Origin of the sequence: Sphingomicrobium astaxanthinifaciens (assembly GCF_022865105.1) — a bacterium.
Lineage (GTDB): Bacteria > Pseudomonadota > Alphaproteobacteria > Sphingomonadales > Sphingomonadaceae > Sphingomicrobium > Sphingomicrobium astaxanthinifaciens.
The window spans coordinates 386,480-411,898 of the sequence record NZ_JAKNYM010000002.1; the positions used below are offsets into that span (position 1 = coordinate 386,480).

The 25,419-nt window shown below is 70.2% G+C and carries 28 protein-coding genes; 5 read left to right on the forward strand and 23 right to left on the reverse strand.

Going from position 1 to position 25,419, the window contains the following annotated elements:
* The first annotated feature begins 77 nt into the window (after positions 1-77).
* The gene (locus tag L8951_RS05720; protein ID WP_244382046.1) at positions 78-1,892 is read left to right on the forward strand and encodes an AcrB/AcrD/AcrF family protein; all 1,815 of its coding nucleotides are present in this window, start codon (positions 78-80) and stop codon (positions 1,890-1,892) included.
* Here the strand turns inward: L8951_RS05720 and L8951_RS05725 are convergent.
* The 9 genes from L8951_RS05725 to gluQRS all read right to left on the reverse strand — a co-directional run bounded on the left by L8951_RS05725 (position 1,870) and on the right by gluQRS (position 8,277).
* Positions 1,870-2,508: a MarC family protein gene (locus L8951_RS05725; RefSeq protein WP_244382047.1), complete on the reverse strand. Its 639-nt coding sequence runs from the start codon at positions 2,506-2,508 to the stop codon at positions 1,870-1,872. The two genes, L8951_RS05720 and L8951_RS05725, sit on opposite strands and share 23 nt — an antisense overlap.
* The gene (locus L8951_RS05730) at positions 2,505-3,131 is read right to left on the reverse strand and encodes a hypothetical protein (protein ID WP_244382048.1); all 627 of its coding nucleotides are present in this window, start codon (positions 3,129-3,131) and stop codon (positions 2,505-2,507) included. The genes L8951_RS05725 and L8951_RS05730 overlap by 4 nt, the downstream gene beginning before the upstream one ends.
* Positions 3,128-4,021, reverse strand: a complete 894-nt coding sequence (gene folD, locus L8951_RS05735) for a bifunctional methylenetetrahydrofolate dehydrogenase/methenyltetrahydrofolate cyclohydrolase FolD (protein WP_244382049.1) — start codon at positions 4,019-4,021, stop codon at positions 3,128-3,130. Before folD ends, L8951_RS05730 begins: the two co-directional genes overlap by 4 nt.
* Positions 4,018-4,326, reverse strand: coding sequence for a YggT family protein (locus L8951_RS05740; protein ID WP_244382050.1), 309 nt, complete (start codon positions 4,324-4,326; stop codon positions 4,018-4,020). The genes folD and L8951_RS05740 overlap by 4 nt, the downstream gene beginning before the upstream one ends.
* Positions 4,327-4,372: 46 nt before the next feature.
* The gene (gene egtD, locus L8951_RS05745) at positions 4,373-5,341 is read right to left on the reverse strand and encodes an L-histidine N(alpha)-methyltransferase (protein ID WP_244383196.1); all 969 of its coding nucleotides are present in this window, start codon (positions 5,339-5,341) and stop codon (positions 4,373-4,375) included.
* Complete coding sequence (gene egtB / locus L8951_RS05750; protein ID WP_244382051.1) at positions 5,334-6,578, reverse strand: ergothioneine biosynthesis protein EgtB; 1,245 nt, start codon at positions 6,576-6,578, stop codon at positions 5,334-5,336. The genes egtD and egtB overlap by 8 nt, the downstream gene beginning before the upstream one ends.
* 61 nt (positions 6,579-6,639) lie before the next feature.
* Positions 6,640-7,203 (reverse strand): cob(I)yrinic acid a,c-diamide adenosyltransferase, encoded by a 564-nt coding sequence (locus L8951_RS05755; protein WP_244382052.1) that lies wholly within the window; start codon positions 7,201-7,203, stop codon positions 6,640-6,642.
* A gap of 19 nt (positions 7,204-7,222) precedes the next feature.
* A complete protein-coding gene (locus L8951_RS05760) occupies positions 7,223-7,420 on the reverse strand; it encodes an HIG1 domain-containing protein (protein ID WP_244382053.1) in 198 nt (65 codons plus the stop codon).
* 8 nt (positions 7,421-7,428) lie between these two features.
* Positions 7,429-8,277: a tRNA glutamyl-Q(34) synthetase GluQRS gene (gluQRS, locus tag L8951_RS05765; RefSeq protein WP_244382054.1), complete on the reverse strand. Its 849-nt coding sequence runs from the start codon at positions 8,275-8,277 to the stop codon at positions 7,429-7,431.
* Positions 8,278-8,498: 221 nt separating this feature from the next.
* Here gluQRS and L8951_RS05770 point away from each other — a divergent pair, with 221 nt between their 5' ends.
* A complete protein-coding gene (locus L8951_RS05770; RefSeq protein ID WP_244383197.1) occupies positions 8,499-9,071 on the forward strand; it encodes an HNH endonuclease in 573 nt (190 codons plus the stop codon).
* Between the two features lie 34 nt (positions 9,072-9,105).
* Here L8951_RS05770 and L8951_RS05775 read toward each other — a convergent pair whose 3' ends face one another.
* Both L8951_RS05775 and L8951_RS11625 read right to left on the reverse strand, forming a co-directional pair.
* The gene (locus L8951_RS05775) at positions 9,106-9,969 is read right to left on the reverse strand and encodes a UTP--glucose-1-phosphate uridylyltransferase (RefSeq protein WP_244382055.1); all 864 of its coding nucleotides are present in this window, start codon (positions 9,967-9,969) and stop codon (positions 9,106-9,108) included.
* On the reverse strand, positions 9,970-10,353 hold the full coding sequence (locus tag L8951_RS11625; RefSeq protein ID WP_322597137.1) for a hypothetical protein: 384 nt from the start codon (positions 10,351-10,353) through the stop codon (positions 9,970-9,972).
* A gap of 54 nt (positions 10,354-10,407) precedes the next feature.
* Here L8951_RS11625 and L8951_RS05785 point away from each other — a divergent pair, with 54 nt between their 5' ends.
* Positions 10,408-10,956 (forward strand): TlpA family protein disulfide reductase, encoded by a 549-nt coding sequence (locus tag L8951_RS05785; RefSeq protein ID WP_244382056.1) that lies wholly within the window; start codon positions 10,408-10,410, stop codon positions 10,954-10,956.
* A gap of 32 nt (positions 10,957-10,988) precedes the next feature.
* On the opposite strand, the gene dapD is transcribed toward L8951_RS05785, so the two are convergent.
* Both dapD and L8951_RS05795 read right to left on the reverse strand, forming a co-directional pair.
* Positions 10,989-11,819 (reverse strand): 2,3,4,5-tetrahydropyridine-2,6-dicarboxylate N-succinyltransferase, encoded by an 831-nt coding sequence (gene dapD / locus L8951_RS05790; protein WP_244382057.1) that lies wholly within the window; start codon positions 11,817-11,819, stop codon positions 10,989-10,991.
* Positions 11,816-12,490 (reverse strand): pyrimidine 5'-nucleotidase, encoded by a 675-nt coding sequence (locus L8951_RS05795; protein ID WP_244382058.1) that lies wholly within the window; start codon positions 12,488-12,490, stop codon positions 11,816-11,818. The genes dapD and L8951_RS05795 overlap by 4 nt, the downstream gene beginning before the upstream one ends.
* Positions 12,491-12,590: 100 nt before the next feature.
* Between L8951_RS05795 and L8951_RS05800 the strand changes: the two genes are divergently transcribed.
* On the forward strand, positions 12,591-14,891 hold the full coding sequence (locus L8951_RS05800) for a S8 family serine peptidase (protein WP_244382059.1): 2,301 nt from the start codon (positions 12,591-12,593) through the stop codon (positions 14,889-14,891).
* Here L8951_RS05800 and L8951_RS05805 read toward each other — a convergent pair whose 3' ends face one another.
* The 9 genes from L8951_RS05805 to L8951_RS05845 all read right to left on the reverse strand — a co-directional run bounded on the left by L8951_RS05805 (position 14,892) and on the right by L8951_RS05845 (position 22,504).
* Positions 14,892-15,242 carry a HesB/IscA family protein gene (locus L8951_RS05805; RefSeq protein ID WP_244382060.1) on the reverse strand — a complete coding sequence of 117 codons (351 nt, stop codon included), beginning with the start codon at positions 15,240-15,242 and terminating at the stop codon, positions 14,892-14,894.
* The gene (locus L8951_RS05810; protein ID WP_244382061.1) at positions 15,243-15,731 is read right to left on the reverse strand and encodes an SUF system Fe-S cluster assembly protein; all 489 of its coding nucleotides are present in this window, start codon (positions 15,729-15,731) and stop codon (positions 15,243-15,245) included.
* Positions 15,728-16,936 (reverse strand): aminotransferase class V-fold PLP-dependent enzyme, encoded by a 1,209-nt coding sequence (locus L8951_RS05815; protein ID WP_244382062.1) that lies wholly within the window; start codon positions 16,934-16,936, stop codon positions 15,728-15,730. Before L8951_RS05815 ends, L8951_RS05810 begins: the two co-directional genes overlap by 4 nt.
* Positions 16,933-17,673: a SufD family Fe-S cluster assembly protein gene (locus L8951_RS05820; protein ID WP_244382063.1), complete on the reverse strand. Its 741-nt coding sequence runs from the start codon at positions 17,671-17,673 to the stop codon at positions 16,933-16,935. The genes L8951_RS05815 and L8951_RS05820 overlap by 4 nt, the downstream gene beginning before the upstream one ends.
* 2 nt (positions 17,674-17,675) lie before the next feature.
* Positions 17,676-18,419 carry a Fe-S cluster assembly ATPase SufC gene (gene sufC, locus L8951_RS05825; RefSeq protein WP_244382064.1) on the reverse strand — a complete coding sequence of 248 codons (744 nt, stop codon included), beginning with the start codon at positions 18,417-18,419 and terminating at the stop codon, positions 17,676-17,678.
* Between the two features lie 3 nt (positions 18,420-18,422).
* Complete coding sequence (locus L8951_RS05830; protein ID WP_244382065.1) at positions 18,423-18,602, reverse strand: hypothetical protein; 180 nt, start codon at positions 18,600-18,602, stop codon at positions 18,423-18,425.
* A complete protein-coding gene (gene sufB / locus L8951_RS05835) occupies positions 18,599-20,053 on the reverse strand; it encodes a Fe-S cluster assembly protein SufB (RefSeq protein WP_244383198.1) in 1,455 nt (484 codons plus the stop codon). The genes L8951_RS05830 and sufB overlap by 4 nt, the downstream gene beginning before the upstream one ends.
* A gap of 37 nt (positions 20,054-20,090) precedes the next feature.
* Entirely contained in the window at positions 20,091-20,489 is a 399-nt protein-coding gene (locus L8951_RS05840) for an SUF system Fe-S cluster assembly regulator (RefSeq protein ID WP_244382066.1), read from the reverse strand.
* A gap of 161 nt (positions 20,490-20,650) precedes the next feature.
* The gene (locus L8951_RS05845) at positions 20,651-22,504 is read right to left on the reverse strand and encodes a DUF885 domain-containing protein (RefSeq protein ID WP_244382067.1); all 1,854 of its coding nucleotides are present in this window, start codon (positions 22,502-22,504) and stop codon (positions 20,651-20,653) included.
* Positions 22,505-22,598: 94 nt separating this feature from the next.
* Between L8951_RS05845 and L8951_RS05850 the strand changes: the two genes are divergently transcribed.
* On the forward strand, positions 22,599-23,636 hold the full coding sequence (locus tag L8951_RS05850; RefSeq protein ID WP_244382068.1) for a quinone-dependent dihydroorotate dehydrogenase: 1,038 nt from the start codon (positions 22,599-22,601) through the stop codon (positions 23,634-23,636).
* 3 nt (positions 23,637-23,639) lie between these two features.
* On the opposite strand, the gene L8951_RS05855 is transcribed toward L8951_RS05850, so the two are convergent.
* Positions 23,640-25,319 (reverse strand): gamma-glutamyltransferase family protein, encoded by a 1,680-nt coding sequence (locus L8951_RS05855; protein WP_244382069.1) that lies wholly within the window; start codon positions 25,317-25,319, stop codon positions 23,640-23,642.
* Between the last annotated feature and the right edge of the window lie 100 nt (positions 25,320-25,419).

Genomic DNA, 25,419 nt, shown 5'->3' on the forward strand with positions numbered 1-25,419 from the left:
CTTGCGTCGTGGGGGCCGAGCGGGAATGGTCGGGGGGCGAGGGATAAAGAGGCAGGGGGCAGGGGGCAGGGGGCACGATGCTCGGGCGGATCCGGAACTGGATGGAGCGGCGCTGGGTCGTCGGGACGATGATCGTGTGGATGCTGTTCACCAGCATCGTGACCGCGACCAACGCGGTCGACATCGCCACCCTCAACCTGCGCGACACCGACGACAACCTGCGCCTGCTCCAGGTCCGCGACTGGCTCGCCGGGCAGGGCTGGTACGACCTGCGCCAGTATCGCATGCTCGCCCCGCAGGGTGCCGACATCCACTGGTCGCGGCTGGTCGACCTGCCGCTCGCCGGGCTGATCGCACTCACCGAACCGCTGATCGGGGTCGATGCCGCCGAGCGCTTTGCCGCCACCGTGGTGCCGCTGCTCGCGCTGCTCGTGGCGATGCTCGGGATCGCGCTCGTCGCGCGGCGCGTGGCGGGGCCGCTCGGCTGGGCGCCGGCGGCGGTCGCAATCATCTTCTCGACGGTGGCGATCAGCGCCTTCATGCCGCTGCGGATCGACCATCACGGCTGGCAGCTCGCCTGCCTCGCCTGGGTGCTGGCCGGGGCCACCGACCCGGCACGGCGGCGCGGCGGCGTGGTCGCCGGGCTCGCCACCGCCACCTCGATGGTGATCGGGCTCGAGATGCTGGTGCCGCTCGCGCTGGTCGGCGCGGCGCTGGTGCTCGGCTGGGTCGCCCGCGCGCAGGAGGCGCGCCGCCTCGGCGCCTATGGCGCCGCACTCGCGGCGGGCTGTGCGGCGGGATTCCTCGCTTTCGCCTCGAGCGCCAACCGCGCGCTATTGTGCGACGCGCTCACCCCGGTCTGGCTGTCGGACATGCTGCTCGCGGGGGCCGCCGCGCTGCTGCTCGCCTGGGCCAGTCCCGCCGGCTGGCGCCGGCGACTTCTGTTCGCGGCCGCCGCGGGGGGCGCGATCGCGGCGTTCCACGCGCTCGCCTTCCCGCACTGCCTGAGCCGGCTCGAGGGCGTCTCTCCAGAGGTCAGCGCGCTGTGGCTCGAACGCGTCAACGAGGCGCGCGGGGTCCAGACGCACAGCCCCAAGATCGCGCTGGTCACCCTCCTCCCGGTGGTGATCGGGCTGCTCGGCTACGCGCTCGGCTGGCGGCTCGGCGCGCGCGACTTCGAGGCGCGGCGGCGGCTGCTCCTCGTCGGGCTCGCCGCGATCGGCGCCGCGGCGATGCTGGCGTGGCAGATCCGCGCCGGCGCGGCGGCGCAGCTGCTCGCGGTGCCGGGCGCGGCGCTCGCGGTGACGCTCCTGCTGCCGCGCACGCTCGGGTCGGGCTCGCCGCTGGTGCGGATCATCGGCACCTATCTGGTCGTCACGCTGGGGATCGGCGCGCTGGCACCGATCGCCGCCCAATATGTCCCCGCCAACGACAGCGAACGCGAGGACGAGCGCATCAATCGCGCGCTCGAGGCGCGCGCCGCGGATAGCGGCGAGGGGGTGCTCTACTGCCGCGAGGCGCGCGTCCTCGGGCTGCTCAACCGGCTCGACCCGGCGACGGTCTTCGTCCACATCGACCTGGCGCCGCGGCTGCTCGTCCTCACCCATCATGACACGATCGTCGGCCCCTATCACCGCAGCGATGTGGCGATCGGGCACGTCCTGTCGGTGTTCGATGCCCCCCCGGCCGAGGATGCCGCCGCCGCGCGCACGGTGCGCGCCTATGGCGCCCGCTACCTGATGGTCTGCGACGAGGACCGCGCGGGCGATCCGCCCGAGCCGGGCACCGGGCTCAACGAGCGGTTGCTGCGCGGCGAGGTGCCCGACTGGCTCGACCCGGTCGATGCGCCCTTCCTCGAGGGGCTCCCGCTCAGATTGTACGCAGTTCGCTGATCAGCGCGGCGGCGATGCCGTCGATCACGAATTGCGACGCCAGCGCGGCGAGGATGACCCCGAGCAAGCGGGTGATCATCGCCTCGAGCTTGGCCCCCATCAGCTTCATCAGCGGTCCCGCCGCGAGCAGCGCCCCTAGCGTGAGGAGGATCACCACGCTCATCGCGGCGGTGATCGTAAGCCGCTCGGCCATGCTCGAGGCCTCGGCCATGTAGAGCATGATCGCCGCGATCGTGCCGGGCCCGGCGATCATCGGGATCGCCATCGGGAAGACCGACACGTCCTCGGCCTCGGGCGTGCCCTCGATCTCGCTGGCGCGGTTCTCGCGCCGTTCGGTGCGCTTCTCGAACACCATGTCCAACGCGATCATGAACAGCATGATGCCGCCGGCGATGCGGAAGGCGGCGAGGCTGATCCCCAGCGCGCCGAGCAGCGGCTCGCCGAGATAGGCGAAGAAGAGCAGGATGAACCAAGCCACGATCGCGGCGCGGATCGCCATGCGGCGGCGGTGCGGCGCGCTGGCGTCGCGGGTCAGCCCGGCAAAGATCGGCGCATTGCCCGGCGGGTCGACGATCACGAGGAAGGTGACGAAGGCGGATACGAACAGTTCGATCATTCGGCAGGTCCCTCGGCCAGGTGGACGATGTCATAGTCGTCGCCGTTCCACGCCCAGACGCGGAGCATCCGGCGCGGCTCGGGCACACCGCCCCAGACGCCGTGTCGCCATTCCCATTTGAGGCTGGCATCGGCGCTCATGTCGATGCCCCCCTTCATGGTGTCGGTCTCAACGGCAACCGGCGGATCGGCGGCGGGAAGCGAATCGCAGACGATGGTCGGTTGTTCCACGCCCTCGAGCCCTACCGGGTCGCCGAGCAGCCCCATGTCGATCCGATAGCGCCATCCCTCCTCGGTCAGGCGCCAGATCGTGTGGAAGTTGCCGGCCTGCGCGGAAGCGGGATCGAAGAAGGGACCGCGGTTGAACGCATGGCCGCCGTCGCAACTGGTCAGCGAGACGGCGGGCCACCAGGCGATCGGGACGGCGGGTTCGCCATCGGCGGCGAGCACCGCGGCGACCGCCTTGGCGGGGAAGACCGAGCGGGCGACGAGGATCGCGTCGTCATCGGCCCACTTGGCGAAGGCGAACCACTGGCCCGCGCGCGCGTCGTCGGCAAAGGCACGTTCGGCCTCGATCGCGCTGGCGGGCTGGGCCAGCCAGAAAAGGGCGGCGAGGACGATCACAGCGTCGGCGCCTCGAGCCCCTCGCGCGCATGCGCGGCGACCAGCGTGTTGGCGAGCAGCATGGCGATGGTCATCGGCCCGACCCCGCCGGGCACCGGGGTGATGGCGGCGGCATGCCTGGCGGCCTCGTCATAGGCGACATCGCCGACGAGCCGGCCCTTGGCGCCGTCCTCGGCAGGGGCCAGCCGGTTGATCCCGACATCGATGACGGTCGCGCCGTCCTTGACCCAGTCGCCCTTGACCATTTCCGGACGCCCCACCGCGGCGACGAGGATGTCGGCGGTCTTCGCCAGTTCGGGCAGGTTGCGCGTGCGGCTGTGGGCGATGGTGACGGTGGCATTCTCCGCGAGCAGCAGCTGCGCCATCGGCTTGCCGACGATGTTAGAGCGTCCGATCACCACCGCGTGCAGCCCGCTGAGGTCGCCGCGCTCTTCCTTGATGAGGCGGATGCAGCCCGCGGGCGTGCAGGGCACGAGCGCTTCCTTGCCCACCGCGAGCTTGCCGGCGTTGACGACATGGAAACCGTCGACGTCCTTCTCGGGGTCGATGGTGTCGAGCACCTTCGCCTCGTCGAGATGGTCGGGCAGCGGCAGCTGGACGAGGATGCCGTCGACGGTGGGGTCGGCGTTCAGCTTGCGCACGAGGCGCAGCAGCTCGTCCTCGCCGGTCGAGGCGGGCAGGCGATGCACCGCGCCGTCCATCCCCGCCTTGTGGAGCGCTTTCTCCTTGGCCCCGACATAGACCGCGCTCGCCGGATCCTCGCCGACGAGGACGACGTGCAGCCCGGGCTTGCGCAGCGCCTTGCGCGCGAACTCGCGCGCCCCGGCGGCGACCTTCTCGCGCAGCGCCGCGGCGGCGGCCTTGCCGTCGATCGCGCGCGCGGCGTTCATCGCGTCACCGTCGGCCCGAGCTCCATCAGGATGCCCGGGAACAGGATGTCGCGCAGCACGATGATGCCGAGGATGACGATCATCGGCGACAGGTCGATCGGGCCGAAATCGGGCATCAGCTTGCGGATCGGGCGATAGATGGGGGCGGTGATGCGCTCGAGCACCTCGGTGATGGTGGCGACCACCCGGCTGTAGGGGTCGAGCACCTTGAACACGAACAGCCAGCTGATGACGACTTGGGCGACGATGACCCAGAAGAGCGCGGTGAGCAGCAGCGAGAGAATGGCGAAGAGAGCGTAGATCATGACGCTGGCTTAGCCGCCCCCATGTGCGCCCGCAACACGGCTGTGGTCAGGGGGCGAAACGGTTGGGCTGCGCCTCGGCGAGGATGAAGGCGAAATCGCCCGCCGGATCGGTCCATTCGTGGGTCGGGGTCCAGCCCCCCGCCAGCAGCAGGCAGCGCGCCCCGCGCGGCCCGTACTTGTGGCTGTTCTCGGTATGGATGCTGTCGCCCCTGGCGAAGGCGAAGCGCTCGCCGTCGAGCGCGATCGCGGTATCGCGCACGGCGACGAGGTGCATTTCGATCCGCCCCAGCATCTCGTTCCAGCGCGCCTCGTGGACGAAGGCGTCGGGGTCGAGCTCGGCGCCGAGTTCGCGCTGCATCCGGGTGAGGAGGTTCTTGTTGAAGGCGGCGGTCACCCCGTCGCGGTCGTCATAGGCGGCGCGCAGCCGGTCGAGGTCCTTGATCCGGTCCATCCCGATCAGCAGCTTGGAGCCGTCGCGCAGGATGTCGCGAAAGGTGCGCAGCAGGTCGGCCGCGCTGCGCGGCACGAAATTGCCGATCGTCGAGCCGGGAAAGAAACCGATCCGCTCGAGCCCGGCGATCTCGTCGGGCAGGTCGAAGGGCTTGGTGAAGTCGGCCTCGATCGGGTCGATCGCGAGGTCGGGGTGGTCCTGTTGCAGCTCGGCGGCCGAGGCGCGCAGATAGTCGCCCGAGATGTCGATCGGGACATAATGGTCGGGCTCGAGCGCATCGAGCATCAGCGGGGTCTTGGTCACGCTGCCCGCGCCGAACTCGATCAGCGCGCCGCCCTTGCCCGCCGCCGCGGCGATCGCCGCGGCATTGTCGCGCATGATCGCGGTCTCGGTGCGGGTCGGGTAATATTCGTCGAGCCGGGTGATCGCGTCGAACAGTTCGGAGCCGCGGGTGTCGTAGAGCCAGCGCGCGGGCACCGCCGGCTCGGGCTGGGCGAGCCCGCGCTTCACGTCGGCGCGGAAGGCGGGATCGACGGTCGGGGCGGGCGCGGCGGCCTCAGGCATTTCGGGCAAGGCGAACTCCGGTGAACTGCCAGCGCTGCTGGGGATAAAAGAAGTTGCGATAGGAGGCGCGCGAATGGCCGCGCGGGGTCGCGCACGACGCGCCCTTGAGGACGAACTGCCCGCACATGAACTTGCCGTTATATTCGCCCACCGTCCCCGCCTCGGGGGCGAAGCCGGGGTAGGGGAGATAGGCCGACTGGGTCCATTGCCAGCAGTCGCCGAACGGCCCCGGCGTGCCCAGCGGCATGACCGGCGCGGCGGCATCGAGCTGGTTGCCCGCCGCCGCGTCGGCGGCGCCGAAGGCGGTCTCCCATTCGGCCTCGGTCGGCAGCCGCGCGCCGGCCCAGCGGGCATAGGCGTCGGCCTCGTAATAGCTGACGTGGGTGACCGGGAGCGCGGGCTCGATCGGGCGGCGGCCCGAGAGGGTGAAGCGCGACCAGCAGCCGTCCTGCCGGCGCCAGTAGAGCGGGCTCTCGACCTGGTTGTCGCGCACCCAGGCCCAGCCATCGGAGAGCCACAGCGAGGGGGTCGAATAGCCCCCGTCCTGCATGAAGTCGGCCCAGTCGCCCTGGCTGACCAGACGATCGGCGATTTCGAAGGGGGCGAGCAGCGTGCGGTGGCGCGGGCGCTCGCAATCGAAGCTAAAGCCGTCGCCCGCATTGCGCCCGATCATCGCCTCGCCGCCCTCGTGGCGGGTCCAGCCGAGCGGGGCGGCGCTGCCGTCGGCGATCCCGGGGCCCTCCATGTAGGCGGGGTCGAGCGGGTTTTCGTAGAGCGTGGCGAGGATGTCGGTGAGGAGCAGCTCCTGGTGCTGCTGCTCGTGGTGGATGCCGAGTTCGACGAGCGCGCGCTGCTCGGGCGAGAAGCCGGGCAGCGCGGCGAGCAGCGCGGCATCGACCGCGACGCGATAGGCACGCACCTCATCGAGGCTGGGACGGCTGATCATCCCGCGGCAGGCGCGCGCGTGGCGTTCGCCCTCGCCCTCGTAATAGCTGTTGAACAGATAGGCCCAGCGCTCGTCGTGGAGCGTGTAGCCGGGGACATGGTCGCGTAGGAGGAAGGTCTCGAAGAACCAGCTGGTATGCGCGAGATGCCATTTGGCGGGGCTCGCGTCGGGATGCGGCTGGAGCGTGGCGTCGGCGTCCGACAGCGGCGCGGCGAGGTCGAACGTCAGGCTACGGGTTGCCGTATAGTTTTTGCCGAGATCCGGCCTTGGCTGTTCGTCGGAACGGGCCACGATGCGGCCACCATAGGAAGTCGCGGGCGGGCTGGCCACCGTGCTTTTGCCGAGGGTCAACTTACCGGGTCGCGCCCGGCTGCCAGAGGAGATCGCCGCTGCCGCGCGCCGCGAGCGCGCGGGCGGCGACGAACAGGTGGTCCGACAGGCGGTTGAGATAGGCGAGCGCGGCCGGGGTGACCGCCTCCTCGGCGGCGAGCGCGGCGGCTTTGCGCTCGGCGCGGCGCACCACCGCGCGGGCGAGATAGAGCTGCGCGGTGCCGGGCGAGCCGCCGGGCAGCACGAAGCTGGTGAGCGGCTCGAGCCCCGCGTTCATCGCGTCGATCTCGTCCTCGAGCCGCGCGACCTGCGCGGGCACGATGCGCAATGCGCCCTCAACCCCCTCAGGGGTGGCGAGGTCGGCGCCGAGGTCGAACAATTCGTTCTGGATGCGGCGCAGCGCGTCGATTTCGCCCTCGCCGCCCTGCTCGATCGCGGCGATCGCGACCCCGAGCGCCGAATTGGCCTCGTCGACGTCGCCGATCGCCTGCATGCGCAGGCCGTGTTTGGGAACCCGGCTGCCGTCGACCAGCCCCGAGGTGCCGTCGTCGCCCGCGCGCGTGTAGATCTTGGTGAGTTTGACCATCGCGGACAGGCTAGGCGCTTTAGCCGCTCGCGACCAGCAGGATCGCGACGATGATCATGATCGCCACGCCTTGGAAGATGACGCGCTTCTGCATGTAGTTCTGCTGCTGCGCGCCCGACACGTCCTTGCCCGAGGCCATGGCGATCACGCCGCGCACGAGGACGTAGGCGGTGGCGCCCATGGCGAGGATCAGGATGATGATGAGAAATGTGGTCATGATTGCCCCTATGTAGGATCGACGAGGCGGTATCCCAAGGGCAGCCTTTCGTCCATCAGCGCCGCGAGCAGCGCCGGGCCCTCGACCCCGTCGGCGCGCAGCTGCTGGAGCGTGGGGGCCCGGTCGCGCTTGGCGAGCCGCCGCCCGTCGGCGCCGACGACGATGGGGTGGTGGAGATAGGCGGGCTCGGGCAGCTCCAGCAGCTGTTGCAGCAACCGCTGGATCGGGGTCGCGCCCGCCAGGTCGGCCGAGCGGGTGACCAGCGTCACCCCCTGCGCGGCATCGTCGAGTACGCAGGCGAGATGGTAGGCGGCAGGCGCGTCCTTGCGCGCGAGGATCGCATCGTCGAGGTCGGCGCGGGTCGACAGGTGGACGCTGCCGTCATGGTCCTGCCAGCTCGGCAGCGCTCCTACCCGCGCGAGCGCCTTCTCATGGTCGAGCCGCCAGCTGTGCGGCTGCGTCGCGCGCCGCTCGGGCTCGTCGGGCAGGTCGCGGCAGGTGCCGGGATAGCGCCCGCCCGCCGCGCCATGCGGCGCCGCGAGCGCCGCCTCGATGTCCTTGCGCGTGCAAAAGCAGGGGTAGAGCAGCCCGGCCCCGCGCAACCGCTCGAGCGCCTCCTCGTAGACCGCCGCGCGCTGGCTCTCGACCAGCACCGGGCCGGCGAACGACACGCCGAGCCAGTCGAGGTCCTCCTCGAGCGCGGCGACGAATTCGGGGCGGCAGCGGGTGGTGTCGAGATCGTCGATCCGCAGCCGCAGTTCGCCGCCTCCCGCCACCGCCGCCACCCCGCGCGCGAGGCTGTAGGCATGGCCGAGATGGAGCAGCCCGGTCGGCGAGGGGGCGAAGCGCGTGATCATCGGGACTCGCCGCTGTGGCAAAAGTGACTCTTGCCAGATTCGGCGGTATCTGTTGTCATCGCATCAACATCATGGGTTGGCATCCATGCTGGTGACAGACGGAAAGACGGGCTCGCACGCCGCCGGTCTCCCGCTCGGTGAGTGCGATTTGCCCGGGGGACGGTGTCGGGGCCCGCAAGGGAACGACACGAAAGGACGCCCGCGTGCATCACCACCTCGACATGGCGCTTCACCCCGACCGCACGCGGCACCCCGACAGCTGTCCCGCGCTGGTGCTCAACGCCGATTACACGCCGCTGTCCTATTATCCGCTGAGCCTGTGGCCGTGGCAGACCGCGGTGAAGGCGATGTTCCTCGAGCGCGTGGACGTGATCGATCATTACGAGCGCAGGGTGCACTCGCCCAGCTGCGACATCAAGCTGCCGAGCGTGATCGCGCTGCGGCAGTACGTCAAACCCAACCAATATCCCGCCTTCACGCGGTTCAACCTGTTCCTGCGCGACAAGTTTTCCTGCGTCTATTGCGGGAGCGGCAAGGAGCTGACCTTCGACCATGTGGTGCCGCGCCGGCAGGGGGGCCGGACCAGCTGGGAGAATGTCGCCACCGCCTGCGCGCCGTGCAACCTGCGCAAGGGCGGGCGCACCCCGGCGGAGGCGAACATGCCGCTGTTGACCGGCGAGCCCATTCGCCCGACCAGCTGGCAGCTGCAGGAACATGGCAAAGGCTTCCCGCCAGGCCACCTGCACGAGAGCTGGCACGACTATCTCTACTGGGACGTCGAACTGGAGGCCTGAGCCGCGCTGGCGGCGCGAGCCGGGCAAGGGCGCGTCAGCCGTTGCGGGCCAACCATTCTTTCAGCCTGGGGGCGACCTCGGGGTCGTCCATCCCGAGTGCGAGGTTGGCCAGCGCGAAGCCGGCCTTGGTGCCGCAGTCGTGGCGCACCGCGTCGACCGCGACCGCGTGGAAGGGCTGCTTGCCGATGAGCTTGGCCATCGCGTCGGTGAGCTGGATCTCGCCGCCCGCGCCCTTTTCGTGCGCCGACAGTTCGTCCATCACCTCGGGCTGGAGGATGTAGCGGCCGACGATGCCGAGGGTGGAAGGCGCGTCCTCGGGGACGGGCTTTTCGACCATGCCCTTCACCTCGGTCGCACCGTTCGCGCTCTCGCCGGGCTCGACGATGCCGTAGCTCGAGGTCTTTTCGCGCGGCACGTCCTGCGCGCAGACGATATTGCCGCCATGCTCCTCGTAGGCGGCCATCATCTGCTTGAGCGCGCCGGGCTTGCCGACCATCAGGTCGTCGGGGAGGAGGACGGCGAAGGGCTCGTCGCCGGTGATGTGGCGCGCGCACCAGATGGCGTGGCCGAGCCCGAGCGGTTCCTGCTGGCGCACGGTCAGCAGTTCGCCGAAGCCCGCGCGGCTGGGGGCGAGCGGCTCCTTCGACTTGCCGCGCTCCTCCATCGTCTTCTCGAGCTCGTAGGCCATGTCGAAATAGTCGACGAGGCTAGCCTTGCCGCGCCCGGTGATGAAGACGAGGCGTTCGATCCCCGCCTCGCGCGCCTCGTCGACCGCATATTGGATCAGCGGGCGGTCGACGATGGTCAGCATCTCCTTGGGCATGGTCTTGGTCGCGGGCAGCAGCCGCGTGCCGAGACCGGCGACGGGAAAGACGGCGTAGCGGACGGGCTTGGGCATCTAGTCCTCTTCCTCTTCGGGGTCGCGCGCGGGCAGGTCGACGCCGGGCTCCTGCCGGACATCGGGGCCGGGCAGGTCGGACACGTCGGCGCTCGGATCGTCGATATTGGTCGCCGGGTCGGGCTGCGGCGCGGCGCCGCCCTCGGGCGGGGGCAGGTCGAACGGATCGGGCGCGCGCGGGGTCGAGCGGCGCACCAGTTCATCGACCCGCTCGGGCCGCGCATAGGGCGGCGGGGTGAGCAGGTCGTCCGAGGTCGGCGGGGCCTGCGCCAGCGCGGGCTGCGGCGGCAGCTCGGCGCCGGGCGCGGGCTTCAACGGGCCCGCCTGGCCGCAGCCGGCGAGCGCGGCGAGCGGCAGGGCGAGCAGGGCGACACGCTGGTTCATCACCGCCGCAATGCCGCATTGAAGGCGCGCTGCCAACTCCCTAGGTACGTCGCCATGTCCACGCCTCCCTCCCTGCGCGCGCTCGGCGCCGTCCTCCTCCCCCTCCTCCTCGGTGCCTGCGACGCATCCGCGCCGACCACCGATCAGTCGGTCGTCGCGCGCGAGGGCGGGGTCGATCGCAGCCACGCCGGCGCGGCGATGCCCGCGATCGACATTCTCGACCCCGAGGGCGAGACGGTGGCGCTGGCCGATGTCGCGGCGGGCGAACCGTTGCTCGTCAACCTGTGGGCGAGCTGGTGCGCGCCCTGCGTCGAGGAACTGCCGACGCTGGTCGCGCTGGCCGAGCGCGGCGAGGTCGCGGTGCTCACCCTGTCGCAGGACATGGGCCCCCAGCCCTCGGTCCGCGCCTTCCTCGAGGATGAGGGGCTCGACGCGGTCGAGGCGTGGCAGGATCCCGAGATGGCATTCACCGACGCGCTACCCGTCGCGGTGATGCCGACGACGGTACTCTATGATGCGCAGGGCCGCGAGGTGTGGCGCTACCTCGGCGACCTCGACTGGTCGGGCGAAGAGGCGGCGGCGTTGCTCGAGGAGCTGGACTGACCGTCGCGTCGTCCCTGCGCCGGGGCGAGCGCCTAGTCCCTGAGCAGGTCGTTGATGCTGGTCTTGCTGCGGGTCTTCTCGTCGACCGTCTTGACGATCACCGCGCAGGCCAGCCCGGGGCCGCCGTCGCGCCCCGGCAGCGTGCCGGGCACGACCACCGAATAGGCGGGCACGCGGCCGTAATGGACCTTGCCCGAATGGCGCTCGACGATCTTGGTCGAGGCCGAGATGAAGACTCCCATCGACAGCACCGCGCCCTTCTCGACGATCACCCCTTCGGCCACTTCCGAGCGCGCGCCGATGAAACAGTCGTCCTCGATGATCACCGGATTGGCCTGCAGCGGCTCGAGCACCCCGCCGATCCCCGCGCCCCCCGACAGGTGGACGTTGCGCCCGATCTGCGCGCAGCTGCCGACGGTCGCCCAGGTGTCGATCATCGCCCCCTCGCCGACATAGGCGCCGATGTTGACGAAGCTGGGCATCAGCACCGCGTTCCTGGCGACGTGCGCGCCGCGGCGCACGATCGCGCCGGGCACCGCGCGAAAGCCCGCCTGCTTGAAGGCGTCCTCGCCCCAGCCGAGGAACTTGGAATCGACCTTGTCCCACCACGGCGCGCCGCCGGGGCCGCCGGGGATGGTCTGCATCGGGTTGAGCCGGAAGGACAGGAGCACCGCCTTCTTGAGCCACTGGTTGACCTTCCAGCCGCCCCCCGGGCCCTGGCCCTTGTCGGGTTCGGCGACGCGGGCCTCGCCGCGGTCGAGCATCAGGATCGCTTCGCGGACCGCTTCGGCCAGCGCCTCGTCGGCGCTCGAGATGCTGTCGCGGCGATCCCACCCCTGTTCGATGACCTGCTCGATGCTCATGATGCTTCCCCTTGGTTGAGCGATTGCAGCCAGTCGCCGACGTCGCGGATGGCAATGTCGACATGCCCGGTTTCGGGCGCTTCTTGCGCCTGTTCGGAGCCATTGTCGACCCACACGGTGGTGAGCCCGAGGTCCTTGGCGGGCTTCAGGTTCTTGGCCATGTCCTCGACCATCACCGCGCGCGCGGGATCGATCGCGAACCGGTCGAGCAGCAGCTCGTAGCCATGGCGCTCGGGCTTGGGCCGGTAGCTGGTGGCGTGGATGTCGTGGACATGGACGAAGTGGCTGCCCAGCCCGAGCCGCTCGAGCACGCGCGTGGCATAGGGCGCATCGCCGTTGGTGTAGATGAAGGCGCGCCCGGGCAGGCGCGCGATCCCCTCGACGATGCGCGGGTCGGGGGTGAGCCCCTCGAGCGGAATATCGTGGACATCCTCGAGGAAATGGTGCGGATCGACCCCATGCTCGGCCATCAGCCCCGCCAGCGTGGTGCCATGCGCGTGGAAATAGCCCTTCTGGACCTTGTAGGCGGCGTCATGGTCGATCTCGAGCAGCCGCGCGATATAGGCGGTCATGCGCCGGTCGACATGGCGGAACAGCCCGCTCGCCGCCGGGTAGAGCGTGTTGTCGAGATCGAAGATCCAGTCGGTGATGTGCGACAATCGCGGGTCCATGGCGCGCCCGTCCTAGCTTTTGGTCCGCTTTTCAGCAAAGCGTAAGTTTTGCTTAGCTATCGAAGTGCAGAATTTTCTTTTTTCCTAACGGGTTGAACAGATGATCGGATGCAATCGGGGCCACCGCGCCTGGACGATGACGAGCCTGGCGGCGCTGGCGATGGGGCTGGCTGCCTGCGGAGGGTCGAGCCCGCCGCGCTCGACCCCGGCCCCCCCGACCGCCGCGCCCGCCCCCGCGCCCGCCCCCGCGCCGGCGCCGGCGCCCGAACCCGAGCCCGAAGTCGACTTCGACACCGCCGAATATCGCGCCAGCGCCTATCTGGGCGCCAGCAACGCGATCGCCGCCTACGAGGCGGGGGCGAGCGGCGAGGGGGTCGGGCTGGCGGTGATCGACACCGGGATCAATGCCTCGCTGTCCGCCTTTGCGGGCCGCGTTTCGGCGGCGAGCCGCGACGTGGCGGGCAATGACAGCGTCACCGACGTCGATGGCCATGGCACCGCGGTCACCGCGGTCGCGGCGGCCGCGCGCGACGACCGCGAGACGATGGGGGTCGCCTATGAAGCGACCATCCATGCCTTCCGCGCCGACGACCCCGACAGCTGCGGCACCGAGGGCGGCTGCGTCCTCACCGATGTCGCGATCGCCGAGGGGGTCGATGCCGCGGTCGCCGCGGGGGCGCGGGTGGTCAACATCTCGCTCGGCGGCGGTGCCCCCGGGCCCACGCTGCGCGACGCGGTGCGCGCCGCGGCAGCCGCCGGGGTGGTGGTCGTCGTCTCGGCGGGCAACGACGGCGAGGACCCCGAGCTCGGCGACAATCCCGACGTGCTCGCGCGCGGGCTGGCCGACGCGGCGCCGGGGATGGTGATCATCGCCGGCGCGGTCGGCGCGATCAGCGGCGGCGGGGTCGATGCCGACCGGCTCGCCGCTTATTCGAACCGCGCCGGCACCAGTGCGAGCCATTACCTGACCGCGCTGGGAACCCGGCTGCGCGCGCCCGATCATACCGGGCAGGAATTCCTCTGGTCGGGCACCAGCTTCTCGGCCCCGGTCATCGCGGGCGCGGTGGCGCTGCTCGCGCAGGCCTTCCCCAACCTCACCGGCGCGGAGATCGTCGAGATCCTCTTCGCCAGCGCCGATGACCTCGGCGCGGCGGGACGCGATTCCACCTTCGGCCACGGCCGGCTCAACATCGCCGCCGCCTTCCAGCCCTCGGGCACCACCAGCATCGCGGGGACGAGCACGCCGGTCTCGCTGACCGACAACGGCTCGATGCCGGCGGCGGCGGGCGACGGCGGCGCGGCAGGGGGGCATGGCACGCTGGTGACCGATCGCTATGGGCGGGCCTATGCCTTCGACCCCACCGCCACGCTGGCGCGCGCGCCCAGCGCCCGTCCGCTCGGGCGCGCGCTCGGAGGCGGGGCGGTGCGCAGCGGGGCGATGGCGGTCGGCCCGGTCGCGGTCGCGCTCACGCTCGCGCCGCGCGCCGGTCAGCCCGGCGGCGCGCTCGACGCGCGCCCGCTCGGGCTCGCCGAGGCCGAGCGCGATGCCGCCCGGCTGCTCGCCGCGCAGCTGGTCGCGCGGATCGACGACCGCACCGCGGTGGCGCTCGGCTTCGCGCAAGGCGCGGGCGCCATGCGCCGCCAGCTCGAGGGCGCCAGCGAGGGCAATTGGCTGGCCGCGCGGCGCGATGATCGCGGGTTTGCCGCCGCGGCGGGCGAAAGCCTCGTCCTCGCCCGCGACCTCGGCGCGCTGCAGCTGACGCTCGGCGCCGAACGCGGCCGGGTCTGGAGCCCGGTGCGCGCGGGCGAACAGCGCAGCGACTATGCCGGCTGGTCGCTCGGCCTGTCGGGCAAGGCCGGGCCGCTCGGCACGCTCGGGGTCACGCTGACGCAGATCGACGAGGCCGAGACGCTGCTCGGCGCGCGGCTCTCGCCGGTGTTCGGCGGGGGCGCGGGCGCCGCCTCGCGCCTCGTCGATGTCGACTGGCGCCGCGCGTTCGGCCCGGTCGCGGTCGAACTGTCGGCGCGGCGCGGCTGGACCGATTTCGCCGGCGGCGCGCTCGAGACCAGCGCCTACGCCGCGAGCCTCGCCCTCGGCGACCTGCGCCGGGCGGGCGACCGGCTCGCGCTGCGGGTTTCGCAGCCGCTCCGGGTCGAGGCGGGCGGGCTCGACCTGTGGCTGCCGACGGCGTGGGACTATGCGACCGAGACCGCGACCTTCGGGCAGCAGCGCTATGCGTTCGTCCCGTCGGGGCGCGAATGGATCGCCGAGCTCGGCTACGCCACCCCCATGGCGGGCGGCTGGCTCAGCGCCAACGCCTATCGGCGCGAGGCCCCCGGGCATGTCGCGGGCGCGCGCGCCGATCTGGGCGGCGCGCTGCGCTACAGTCTCGATTTCTAGCTAGACGGTGAAGCTTTCGCCGCAGCCGCAGGCGCCCTTGGCGTTGGGATTGTCGAAGACGAAGCCGGCGGCGAAATCGTCTTCCTTCCAGTCCATCACGCTGCCGACGAGATAGAGCACGCTCGCGCCGTCGACGTAGAAGGTGCCCCCCGGGGTCTCGATCTTCTCGTCGAAGGCGCTCTCCTCGGTGACATAGTCGACCGAATAGGCGAGCCCCGAACAGCCGCGCCGCGGGGTCGAGAGCTTGACCCCGATGGCGTCGGCGGGGGCCTTGGACATGAGGTCGGCGACGCGCGCTTCGGCGGCGGGGGTGAGGGTGATGGCGGCGGGGCGCTGGCGCGTTTCGGTCATCTAGAGCATCCCCAGTTCGAGCCGCGCCTCGTCGGACATCTTGGACGGGTTCCACGGCGGATCCCAGACCAGCTTGACCTCGGCATCGCGCACCCCGGGCACGCTCAGCGTGCGCACCTCGACCTCGCCCGGCATCGTCTCGGCGACGGGGCAGTGCGGGGTGGTCAGCGTCATCGTCACGGTGGCATCGCCGTCCTCGGTGACCTCGACCCCGTAGATCAGCCCGAGGTTGTAGATGTCGACCGGGATCTCGGGGTCGTAGATCGACTGCAGCGCCTCGACGATCGCGGCCTTGACCTCCTCGGCGCTATCGGGCGCCGCCTGCGCGGCGCTGAGGAAGCCCTCGAGATAGTCGCGCTTGCGGCCGAGCTTCTCGCTCGCGCTTTCGGGCGGCTGCTCGTCCTGCATCGGCGTCTCGCCGACGCGCGCGCGCGGCGGCTTCTCGACGCTGTCCACTTCCTCGATCTCGATCTTGCGCTGGTCACTCATCCGAAAATCCGTTTCACTTTCTCGAGCCCGTCGAGGAGCGCCTCGACGTCGCCCATGTCGCTGTGCGCGGCAAAGCTCGCGCGGACGGTGGCGGGGACGCCGAGCCGGTCCATCAGCGGCTGGCAGCAATGGTGCCCGGCGCGGACCGCGACCCCGACATCGTCGAGGATCGTGGCGACGTCGTGCGCATGCACCCCGTCCATGTTGAAGCTCACGATACCATGTGCGTCGGCGGGGCCGTAGAGCGCGATGTCGTTGCGCGCGCGCAGCCCCTCGCGGGTCGCGGCGACGAGCGCATTCTCGTGCGCGGCGATCGCCTCGCGCCCGACGCCTTCGATCCAGTCGCAGGCGGCGCCGAAGCCGATCGCCCCGACGATATGCGGGGTGCCCGCCTCGAAGCGCGTCGGCGCGGGGGCGTAGGTGGTGCCTTCCTCGAACGAGACGCGGTCGATCATCGACCCGCCGCCCTGGTAGGGGGGCATGGCGTCGAGCAGTCCGGCTTTCGCCCAGAGCGCACCGATCCCGGTCGGGCCGTACATCTTGTGCGCGCTGGCGACGTAGAAGTCGCAGCCCAGCGCGGCGACGTCGAGCGGCAGCCGCGGCGCGGCCTGGCAACCGTCGAGCAGGAAGGCGGCGCCGACCTCGCGGGCCATGGCGGCGACCGCGGGCGCGTCGAGCAGCGCCCCGGTGACGTTCGAGAGGTGCGACAGCGCGACGATCTTGACGCGGCCGTCGAGCCGGTCGCGCAGGCTGTCGAGGTCGATCTGCCCGTCTTCGCGCACCTCGGCGACGCGGATCTCGGCGCCGACCGCCTGCGCCAGCATCTGCCACGGCACGATGTTCGAATGGTGCTCGAGCCGCGACAGCAGGATCGCGTCGCCCGCGCCGACATGGTCGCGGCCCCAGCTCGCGGCGACCAGGTTGATCGCCTCGGTCGCGCCGCGCGTGAAGACGACCTCGCCGGCGGCCCCGCCGAGGAAGCGCGCCACCGTCGCGCGCGCCGCCTCATAGGCCCGCGTCATGTTGGCCGAGCGGTCATAGACCCCGCGGTGAACGGTGGCATAGTCCTCGCCATAGCCCCGCGCGATCGCCTCGATCACCGCGCGCGGTTTCTGCGCGGTCGCCGCGCTGTCGAGATAATGCCACTCGCCCACCCCCGGGAATTGCGCGCGCAGGTCGGCGGGAATGGGGGCGTGGACGTTCATCGGGTCAGCTCGCGCAGGCGGGTGCGGGCGAGCGCGGCGATCTCGCTGTCCTCGCCCAGCGCGTCCCACAGGCCGCCGATGAAGCCTTCGAGGAGGAGCGCCTTGGCCTGCGCCGGGGGGAGCCCGCGCGCGGCGGCATAATAGAGCTGCATGGCATCGAGTTCGCCGACCGTCGCGCCATGCGCGCAGGCGACGTCGTCGGCGTAGATCTCGAGCTCGGGCTTGGCGTTGGCGGTGGCCTCGCGGCTCAGCAGCATCGCCTTGATGTCCTGTTCGCTGTTGGTCTTCTGCGCCTCGCGCGCGACCGCGACCTGCCCGAGATAGGAGCCGACGGCCTTGTGCCCGAGGACGCTGCGCACCGTCTGGGTGCTGGTCGCATCGGGGGCGACGTGGCGCACGACGGTGACCACTTCGAGCGTGGCGTCACCGCTGCCCACATTGGCCGCGCGGAAGGCGAAGTCGGCGCCCGCGTGGAGCGTCACGTCGAGTTCGATGCGGCCGTAGCGGTCGGCGGCGTTGAGCGCGTAGAGTTCGAGCGCCGCGCCTTGCTCGATGACGATCCGGGCGCGCTTGACGTCGATCGGATCGCCACTCGGCAGCCAGGTTTGCTGCAGGCTTTTGTGCGCAGCAATTTCGACCGTCTCGGGCGGGCCGAGATCGTCCCAGACCTCGCCCAGCGCCTTGATGTCGGCGTAGCGAAAGGCCTCGTCGGCGCGGGTGGGGAGGGGGGCGGTCATGGTCAGGCCACCACCTCGGCATAGCCTTCGCGCTCGAGCTGGAGCGCGAGGTCGGGGCCGCCCGACTTGACGATGCGGCCCGCCGACAGGACGTGCACCTTGTCGGGCTGCACATAGTCGAGGAGGCGCTGGTAGTGCGTGATGAGGAGCACGCCCTTGTCGGGCGCGCGCATGATGCGGTTGATGCCCTCGCCGACGGCCTTGAGCGCGTCGATGTCGAGCCCGCTGTCGGTCTCGTCGAGGATCGCGAATTTGGGCGCCATGATGCCCATCTGGACCATCTCGGCGCGCTTCTTCTCGCCGCCCGAGAAGCCGACGTTGACGGGGCGCTTGAGCATGTCGGGGGCAAGCCCGAGCGCGCCCGCCTGCTCCTTGGCGAGGCGGATGAAGTCGGCGCCCGAGAGCTCCTCCTCGCCGCGGGTGCGGCGCTGGGCGTTGAGGCTCTCGCGCAGGAACTGGAGCATCGACACGCCGGGGATCTCGACCGGATATTGGAAGCCGAGGAAGAGCCCCGCGGCGGCGCGCTCGTGCGGGTCCATCTCGAGCAGGTCCTTGCCCGCGAAGGTGGCCGAGCCGTCGGTCACCTCATAGCCGGGGCGGCCGCCGAGCGCATAGGCGAGCGTCGACTTGCCCGCGCCATTGGGGCCCATGATGGCATGCACTTCGCCTGTGGGGACGTCGAGGTCGAGCCCCTTGAGGATGGGCTTGTCGCCGGTGGCGACGTGGAGGTTTTCGATATTGAGCATGGCTTAGAGCACAAATCCCTTGTCGGCGAATTTCTTGCGGATCTTCTCCGCGTCCTTTTCGGAGGTGGTGGCGATGGCGACGCGACCGGTGGTCTCGTCGGTATGGACGCCGGTTTCCTTGCAGCTCTTCTCGACGAAGGCGGTGACGTCCTTGGCGATATCCTTGGGTACGTAGCGGATCATCCGACACTCCCTTCCAGTGACAAGGCGAGGAGCTTCTGCGCCTCGACGGCGAACTCCATCGGGAGTTCCTTCAAGACTTCCTTGGCGAAGCCGTTGACGATGAGCGCGACGGCGGCTTCCTCGTCGAGCCCGCGGGCCTGCGCGTAGAACATCTGGTCCTCGCTGATCTTGGAGGTGGTGGCCTCGTGCTCGATCGTCGCGGTGGGGTTCTTCACCTCGATATAGGGCACGGTGTGCGCGCCGCAGGTCGAGCCCAGCAGCAGGCTGTCGCACTGGGTGAAGTTGCGGACATTTTCGGCCTTGGGCAGCACGCGGACGAGCCCGCGATAGGTATTGTCCGACTTGCCCGCCGAAATGCCCTTGGAGATGATCGTCGAGCGGCTGTTCTTGCCGATGTGGATCATCTTGGTGCCGGTGTCGGCCTGCTGGAAATTGTTGGTGAGCGCGACCGAGTAGAATTCGCCGACGCTGTCGTCGCCCTTGAGGATGCAGCTCGGATATTTCCAGGTGATGGCGCTGCCGGTCTCGACCTGCGTCCAGCTCACCTTCGAGCGGTCGCCCGCGCACAGCGCGCGCTTGGTCACGAAATTGTAGATCCCGCCCTTGCCCTCCTTGTCGCCCGGATACCAGTTCTGGACGGTGGAGTATTTCACCTCGGCGTCCTCGTGCGCGTAGATCTCGACCACGGCGGCGTGGAGCTGGTTTTCATCGCGCATCGGCGCGGTGCAGCCCTCGAGATAGGAAACGTAGCTGCCCTTGTCGGCGACAATCAGCGTGCGCTCGAACTGGCCGGTATTCTCGGCGTTGATGCGGAAATAGGTCGACAGCTCCATCGGGCAGCGCACGCCCTCGGGGACGTAGACGAAGGTGCCGTCGGAGAAGACCGCGCTGTTCAAACAGGCGAAATAATTGTCGCGCTGGGGCACGACGCTGCCGAGATACTTCTTCACCTTGTCGGGGTGCTTCTTGATGGCCTCGGAGATCGACATGAAGACGACGCCCGCCTTCTCAAGCTCGTCGCGGAAGGTCGTGGCGACACTGACGCTATCGAAGACCGCGTCGACCGCGACCTTGCGCGCGCCCTCGACCCCCGCGAGCACCTTCTGCTCCTCGATCGGGATGCCGAGCTTCTCGTAGGTGCGGCGGATCTCGGGGTCGAGCTCGTCGAGGCTTTTCAGCGTCGGCTTCTTCTTGGGCTCGGCGTAATAATAAGCGTCCTGGTAGTCGATCGGCGGGATCGTCAGCTTGGCCCAGTCGACCTCCTCCATCTCGAGCCAGGCGCGAAAGCCCTTGAGGCGCCATTCGAGCATCCACTCGGGCTCGCCCTTCTTGGCCGAGATGAAGCGCACCGTGTCCTCGTCGAGGCCCTTGGGCGCGAACTCCTGCTCGATGTCGGTCGAGAAACCCCACTCATAGTCCTTGTCGAGCGCCTCGCGGGCCTCGGGGTTCATCTCCTCGCGGGAGGTCAGGGTCTTGGGGTCGTTCATCTCAAAGGCTCAATTCTTCCAAAGTGACGTCCTGCAGCGCGCCGCGGACCTTCTGCCCGACGATCCCCATGTGCGGCTTGACGCGGCAGGTGGTGTCGAGCGCGCAGCCCGACGGCCCGCCGTCGGCGCATTGCGTCATCGCGATCGGCCCCTCGACCGCCTCGATGATGTCGGCGAGGCTGATGTCGGGGGCCGGGCGCGAGAGGCGATAGCCGCCGCCCGCGCCGCGCTGCCCGTCGAGCAGGTCGGCGCGCGCGAGCGCCTGCATCAGCTTCTGCGCGGTCGGCAGCGGCACCCCCGTGCGCTCGGCGATCGCGGCCGCGCTCAGCCGTTCGCCCGGGGCACGGGCGGCGGCGGTCATCATCACGACCGCGTAATCGGCAAGATGGGTCAGGCGCATCGTCGTGGGGTCAGCTCTTAATCGGACCAATTCGTTCCGATTGGCGAGCTAGGGATGCGCCGCCCCTATTTCAAGCGATTTCGGGGAGTTGCGAGTCGTTCGCAACCGCGCCGCGCGGGCGACGGGCGCTATGGCGCCCCGCCCGGCGCGGTGCCCGTGCGCTATTGCGCCCCGCCCGATGCGGTGCCCGCGCGCGCCGCCTGCCGCTCGGCGACCCAGCGCTCGACATTCTTGTCCATCACGTCGAGCGGCACCGGACCGGTCGAGAGGATCGCGTCGTGGAACCCGCGCCAGTCGAAATCCTCGCCCAGCGCGGCCGCCGCCTCGGCGCGTGCCTCCATGATTCGGAGCTTGCCGATCATGTAGGCGGTCGCCTGCCCGGGCATGACGATATAGCGCTCGATCGCCTTGACCACGTCGCCCTCGGGGTTGGGTGTGTTGGTCATCAGATAGTCGATCGCTTCCTCGCGGCTCCAGCGCTGGTGGTGGATGCCGGTATCGACCACCAGCCGCGCCGCGCGCCACAATTCCATCCCGAGCCGCCCGAAGTCCGAATAGGGATCGGTGTAGAAGCCCATGTCCTTGCCGAGCTCCTCGCTGTAGAGCCCCCAGCCTTCCGAATAGGCGGTCTGGCCGCCGAACCGGCGGAAGGCGGGCAGCCCCTCGAGCCCGGTCTGGATCGAGCGCTGGAGGTGGTGCCCCGGATTGCCCTCGTGATAGGCCAGCGCCTCAAGCTCGTTGAGGCTCATCGCGTTGAGATCGTAGAGATTGACGTAATAGACCCCGGGGCGCGAGCCGTCGGGCGCGGGCGACTGGTAGAAGGCCTTGCCCGCCGACTTCTCGCGGAACGCCTCGACCGGCTTGACCACCAGCGGGTCGGTCGGGAGCAGCCCGAAATAGAGCGGGAGCCTGGCGTCCATCCGCGCCTGCACCGCCGCCGCTTTCTCGAGATATTCGGCGCGGCTCTTGGCAAAGAAGCGCGGATCGGTGCGGGTATGTTCGAAGAAGTCGGACAGGCTTCCCTCGAACCCGACCTGGCGCATGATCGCGCGCATCTCGGCATGGATCCGCGCGACATTGGCGAGCCCGATCTGATGCACTTCCTCGGGGCTGTAGTCGCTGTCGGTATATTGCCGCAGGAGGAGGCGGTAATAGGTATCGCCGTCGGGCAGCCGCCAGACCCCGTCGTCGGTCCCCGCCATCGCTTCCTGCCGCACCATCTCGGCGCGCAGCAGCGCCATCGCGGGCATCGCCTCGTCGCGCCAGGCCGCCTCCGCCGCGGCGATCAGCGCTGCTTTTTCGTCGGCCGCGATCTCGAGCGCTGCCACCTTGTCGGCAAAGTCGGCGAGCACGGCATTATCCATTCCCGCCTCGAGCAGATTGTCGATGTCGGAGATGACCCGCGGGTAGACCCACTTGGGGGGCATGATGCCGTCGGCCGCGCGCGCCGCCGACTGCTGCGCCAGTTCGGGCCAGATCCGGCCGATGTCGGCGATCCGCGCGATATAGGCGCGCGCATGCTCGACAGTGCCGATGCGGTGGATGTTGATGAGGAAGGCGGGAGCGGCGGACTGCTGGCCGAACATCTGGTTGAACAGGAAGCCGTGGCGCTCGAACGGCTCCAGCCGTTCGGCATTGGCCACCTCGCGCAGGAAGATCTCGTAGCTCAGCCGGTCCTGCACCGACAGCGTCGCGGGGTCGAACTCGGCGCGCAGCCGGGCCGCGGTCGCGCGCATCAGGTCGAGCCGGGCCGCGGCATTGGCCTCCGAGACGTCGCCCCAGGTGCCATAATCCTCGTCGATGATCCCGCGATACGCCTTGGAAAGCGGCGACAGCTCGAGCAGCGCGGCATCATAGTCCTCGAACAGCGCGGCCAGCGCGGGGTCGCCGGCGGTCGCCGCCGCGCGCTGTGTCTCGGGCGCGGCGGGCGCCGTCGCGCTCGCCTGCGGGGCGGTCTGCGCGGTGGCGCAGGCGATGGTGCCGAGGCTGGCGGCGGCAAGGATGAAGAGGCGCATGATCGAGACTCCTGACAGCGGGTGATGGGGCCCGTCCGGCCCCGGCTTGCGATCTTCTTGCCCGGACCAGCGCGACAAGGCTAGGGAAGCGTGCATGCTCTACGGTCTCACCCGCCCCCTGATCTTCCGGATGGACGCCGAACAGGCCCACCGGTTGACGATTCTGGCGTTGAAATATCTGCCCAAGCGGCCCGTGCCGACCTTCGCGGCCTGCCTCGGGCAGGATGTCGCGGGGCTGCATTTCCCCAGCCCGATCGGGCTCGCGGCGGGGTTCGACAAGAACGGCGAGGTGCCCGACGCGATGCTCGGGCTCGGGTTCGGCTTCGTGGAGATCGGCACCGTCACCCCGATGCCGCAGGAGGGCAATGAAAAGCCCCGGCTGTTCCGGCTGACCGAGGATCGCGCGGTGATCAACCGCATGGGGTTCAACAATGACGGGCAGGACATGGTGCGCGGGCGGGTCTCGTTCCGCGATCACCGGCGCGGGATCATGGGGGTCAATATCGGCGCCAACAAGGACAGTGAGGATCGCATCGGAGATTATCGCCGCGGCGTGGTCTCGATGTCGCCCTACGCCGACTATCTGACGGTCAACATCTCCTCCCCCAACACCCCGGGGCTGCGGCAGCTGCAGAGCCCCAAGGCGCTGAAGGAACTGCTCAAGCTGGTGCGCGAGACGCGCGGCGAGAGGGGCCCGCCGATCTTCCTCAAGGTCGCCCCCGACCTGGCCGAGGACGACCCGGCGCGGATCGCGCGGGTCGCGCTGGCGAGCAAGATCGACGGGATCATCGTGTCCAACACCACGATCGAGCGCCCCGAGGGGCTGCGCTCGGCCCACGCGCAGGAGACGGGGGGGCTGTCGGGGCGCCCGCTCAAGGCCAAGGCGCTCGAGGCGCTGCGCGCCTTCGCCGCCGCGACCAAGGGCAAGATCCCGCTGATCGCGGCGGGGGGGATCGAGACCGTCGACGACGTCTGGGACCGGATGCGCAGCGGCGCGAGCCTCGTCCAGCTCTATTCGGCGCTCGTCTACGAAGGGCCGGGGTTGGCGATGCGTCTCAACGGCCAGCTCGCCAAGCGGCTCGAGGACGAGGGTATCGCCAACATCGCCGACATCGTCGGCGCCGACCTCTAGCGCTCATTCGCCGATCAGGACGACTCCCTCGCGGCGCGGATCGGCGCCGCCGTCGATGCGGCCGTCGGTGCGGATGATGACCCCGTGCACCCCCGAGCCCTCGCCCTGCCCGGGCGCGAGCGCGACCCCGCGCGCGGCCAGCCCCGCGACCACGCCAGCGGGCAGCTTGTCGACCTCGGCGCCGATCGTCTCGCCCCGGGCGATGAGGTTGGGCAGCGCCAGCGCTTCCTCCATGCTCAGCCCCCAGTAGGTCGCGCCGACCAGCGTCTTGCCGACATAGGCGGGGATCGAATTGCCCCCGGCCGAGCCGATCGCGCCGGCGAATTCGCCGTCGTCGAGCAGGATCAGCGGGATCATCGAGGAGCGCGGGCGCTTGCCCGGCGCGACGGCATTGGGGTGCGCCTCGCCATCGGCCGACAGCGGATCGAAGCTGAAGTCGGTGAGCTGGTTGTTGAGGAAGAAGCCGTCGACCATGCGCCCGGTACCGAAGATCGATTCGACGGTGGTGGTGATCGAGATGGCATCGCCATAGCGGTCGCGCACGATGAAGTGGCTGGTGCCGGTCGGCTCCATCGTCCGGTCGGGCACCGGGCGCCGCGCGCCCTCGGGGCGCCCGGCTTCGGGCGCGGGGCCGGCGGTGGGGGCGATGAGGCGGGCGCGCGCGTCGAGATAGTCGGGGGCGAGCAGCCCCGCGATCGGTACGTCGGGGACGTCGCCGAAATAGGCGTCGCGATCGGCGTACATGAGGCGGCTCGCCATCGCGAAGAGGTACCAGCCCTCGGGGTCGTCGGCGCTGGTCTCGGCGATGGCGGTGCGCTCGAGCAGCCCCAGCAGCTGGAGGAAGGCGGCGCCCGAGGAGGGCGGGGGCGGGGCGCAGACCGAGAAGCGTAGCCAGTCGGTGCAGACGGGGTCGCGCTCGATCACCTCATAGGCGGCCAGGTCGGCCAGCGTCAGCGTGCCGGGCAGCTCGCCCTCGCGCGTCTTGGCGACGATGCGCTCGGCGGTCGGGCCGGCGACCAGCGCCGCGGGCCCCTCGAGCCGCAGGCGGCGCAGGAAGTCGCCGTAGGCGAGGTTGCGCAGGCGATCGCCGGTGGTCTTGTCGCCGAAATAGCGCACCGCGTCGGGCTGCGAGAGCTGGGGGAAATCCATCGCGAGGAAGTTGCCCAGCCGCGGGCTGATGATGAAGCCTTCCTCGGCGGTGACGATGGCCTTGGTGAACAGCCGGTCCCAGCCGAGGCGGCCATGATCCGCGTGCGCGGCGTGCAGCGCGGCGATGGCGCCCGGCACCCCGACGGCGCGGCCCGAGAGGACGGCGGCGCGATAGGACAGGCGGTTGCCGTCGGCGTCGAGGAACATGGTGCGGCTGGCGCCCGCGGGGGCGACCTCGCGGCCGTCGTAGACGCGGCTCGTGCTCGTGTCGGCGTCGTAGAAATGGAGGAAGGCGCCCCCGCCCACGCCCGAGGATTGCGGCTCGACGAGGCTGAGCATCGCCTGCACCGCGACCGCCGCGTCGGCGGCGCTGCCGCCGCGCTCGAGGATGTCCATCCCCGCCTCGGCGGCGAGCGGGTTGGCGGCGATCACGAAGGGACGGTGGGTCGCGCGATCGTCGGGGCCGAGCGCGGCCTGCGGGGTGGCGCAGGCAGCAAGGAGGAGCGCGAGCAGGAGCGGGAAAAGCCGGGTCATGGCCACGGTTGCTAGCCAGCCGCTGGCCCCCTGTCCATCGGAGGCGCGCTCTTTATCGGTGGCCAAAATGCGCTATGACAGCCCGAATTTTACGGGATCG

Bases quoted from the DNA above. Each gene is read 5' to 3' on its own strand.
- L8951_RS05720 (WP_244382046.1), top strand. From the start codon at position 78: ATGCTCGGGCGGATCCGGAACTGGATGGAGCGGCGCTGGGTCGTCGGG.
- L8951_RS05725 (WP_244382047.1), bottom strand. From the start codon at position 2,508: ATGATCGAACTGTTCGTATCCGCCTTCGTCACCTTCCTCGTGATCGTC.
- folD (WP_244382049.1), bottom strand. From the start codon at position 4,021: ATGAACGCCGCGCGCGCGATCGACGGCAAGGCCGCCGCCGCGGCGCTG.
- L8951_RS05740 (WP_244382050.1), bottom strand. From the start codon at position 4,326: ATGATCTACGCTCTCTTCGCCATTCTCTCGCTGCTGCTCACCGCGCTC.
- egtD (WP_244383196.1), bottom strand. From the start codon at position 5,341: ATGCCTGAGGCCGCCGCGCCCGCCCCGACCGTCGATCCCGCCTTCCGC.
- L8951_RS05755 (WP_244382052.1), bottom strand. From the start codon at position 7,203: ATGGTCAAACTCACCAAGATCTACACGCGCGCGGGCGACGACGGCACC.
- L8951_RS05760 (WP_244382053.1), bottom strand. From the start codon at position 7,420: ATGACCACATTTCTCATCATCATCCTGATCCTCGCCATGGGCGCCACC.
- gluQRS (WP_244382054.1), bottom strand. From the start codon at position 8,277: ATGATCACGCGCTTCGCCCCCTCGCCGACCGGGCTGCTCCATCTCGGC.
- L8951_RS05770 (WP_244383197.1), top strand. From the start codon at position 8,499: ATGGCGCTTCACCCCGACCGCACGCGGCACCCCGACAGCTGTCCCGCG.
- L8951_RS05775 (WP_244382055.1), bottom strand. From the start codon at position 9,969: ATGCCCAAGCCCGTCCGCTACGCCGTCTTTCCCGTCGCCGGTCTCGGC.
- L8951_RS11625 (WP_322597137.1), bottom strand. From the start codon at position 10,353: ATGAACCAGCGTGTCGCCCTGCTCGCCCTGCCGCTCGCCGCGCTCGCC.
- L8951_RS05785 (WP_244382056.1), top strand. From the start codon at position 10,408: ATGTCCACGCCTCCCTCCCTGCGCGCGCTCGGCGCCGTCCTCCTCCCC.
- dapD (WP_244382057.1), bottom strand. From the start codon at position 11,819: ATGAGCATCGAGCAGGTCATCGAACAGGGGTGGGATCGCCGCGACAGC.
- L8951_RS05795 (WP_244382058.1), bottom strand. From the start codon at position 12,490: ATGGACCCGCGATTGTCGCACATCACCGACTGGATCTTCGATCTCGAC.
- L8951_RS05800 (WP_244382059.1), top strand. From the start codon at position 12,591: ATGATCGGATGCAATCGGGGCCACCGCGCCTGGACGATGACGAGCCTG.
- L8951_RS05805 (WP_244382060.1), bottom strand. From the start codon at position 15,242: ATGACCGAAACGCGCCAGCGCCCCGCCGCCATCACCCTCACCCCCGCC.
- L8951_RS05810 (WP_244382061.1), bottom strand. From the start codon at position 15,731: ATGAGTGACCAGCGCAAGATCGAGATCGAGGAAGTGGACAGCGTCGAG.
- L8951_RS05815 (WP_244382062.1), bottom strand. From the start codon at position 16,936: ATGAACGTCCACGCCCCCATTCCCGCCGACCTGCGCGCGCAATTCCCG.
- L8951_RS05820 (WP_244382063.1), bottom strand. From the start codon at position 17,673: ATGACCGCCCCCCTCCCCACCCGCGCCGACGAGGCCTTTCGCTACGCC.
- sufC (WP_244382064.1), bottom strand. From the start codon at position 18,419: ATGCTCAATATCGAAAACCTCCACGTCGCCACCGGCGACAAGCCCATC.
- L8951_RS05830 (WP_244382065.1), bottom strand. From the start codon at position 18,602: ATGATCCGCTACGTACCCAAGGATATCGCCAAGGACGTCACCGCCTTC.
- sufB (WP_244383198.1), bottom strand. From the start codon at position 20,053: ATGAACCCCGAGGCCCGCGAGGCGCTCGACAAGGACTATGAGTGGGGT.
- L8951_RS05840 (WP_244382066.1), bottom strand. From the start codon at position 20,489: ATGCGCCTGACCCATCTTGCCGATTACGCGGTCGTGATGATGACCGCC.
- L8951_RS05845 (WP_244382067.1), bottom strand. From the start codon at position 22,504: ATGCGCCTCTTCATCCTTGCCGCCGCCAGCCTCGGCACCATCGCCTGC.
- L8951_RS05850 (WP_244382068.1), top strand. From the start codon at position 22,599: ATGCTCTACGGTCTCACCCGCCCCCTGATCTTCCGGATGGACGCCGAA.
- L8951_RS05855 (WP_244382069.1), bottom strand. From the start codon at position 25,319: ATGACCCGGCTTTTCCCGCTCCTGCTCGCGCTCCTCCTTGCTGCCTGC.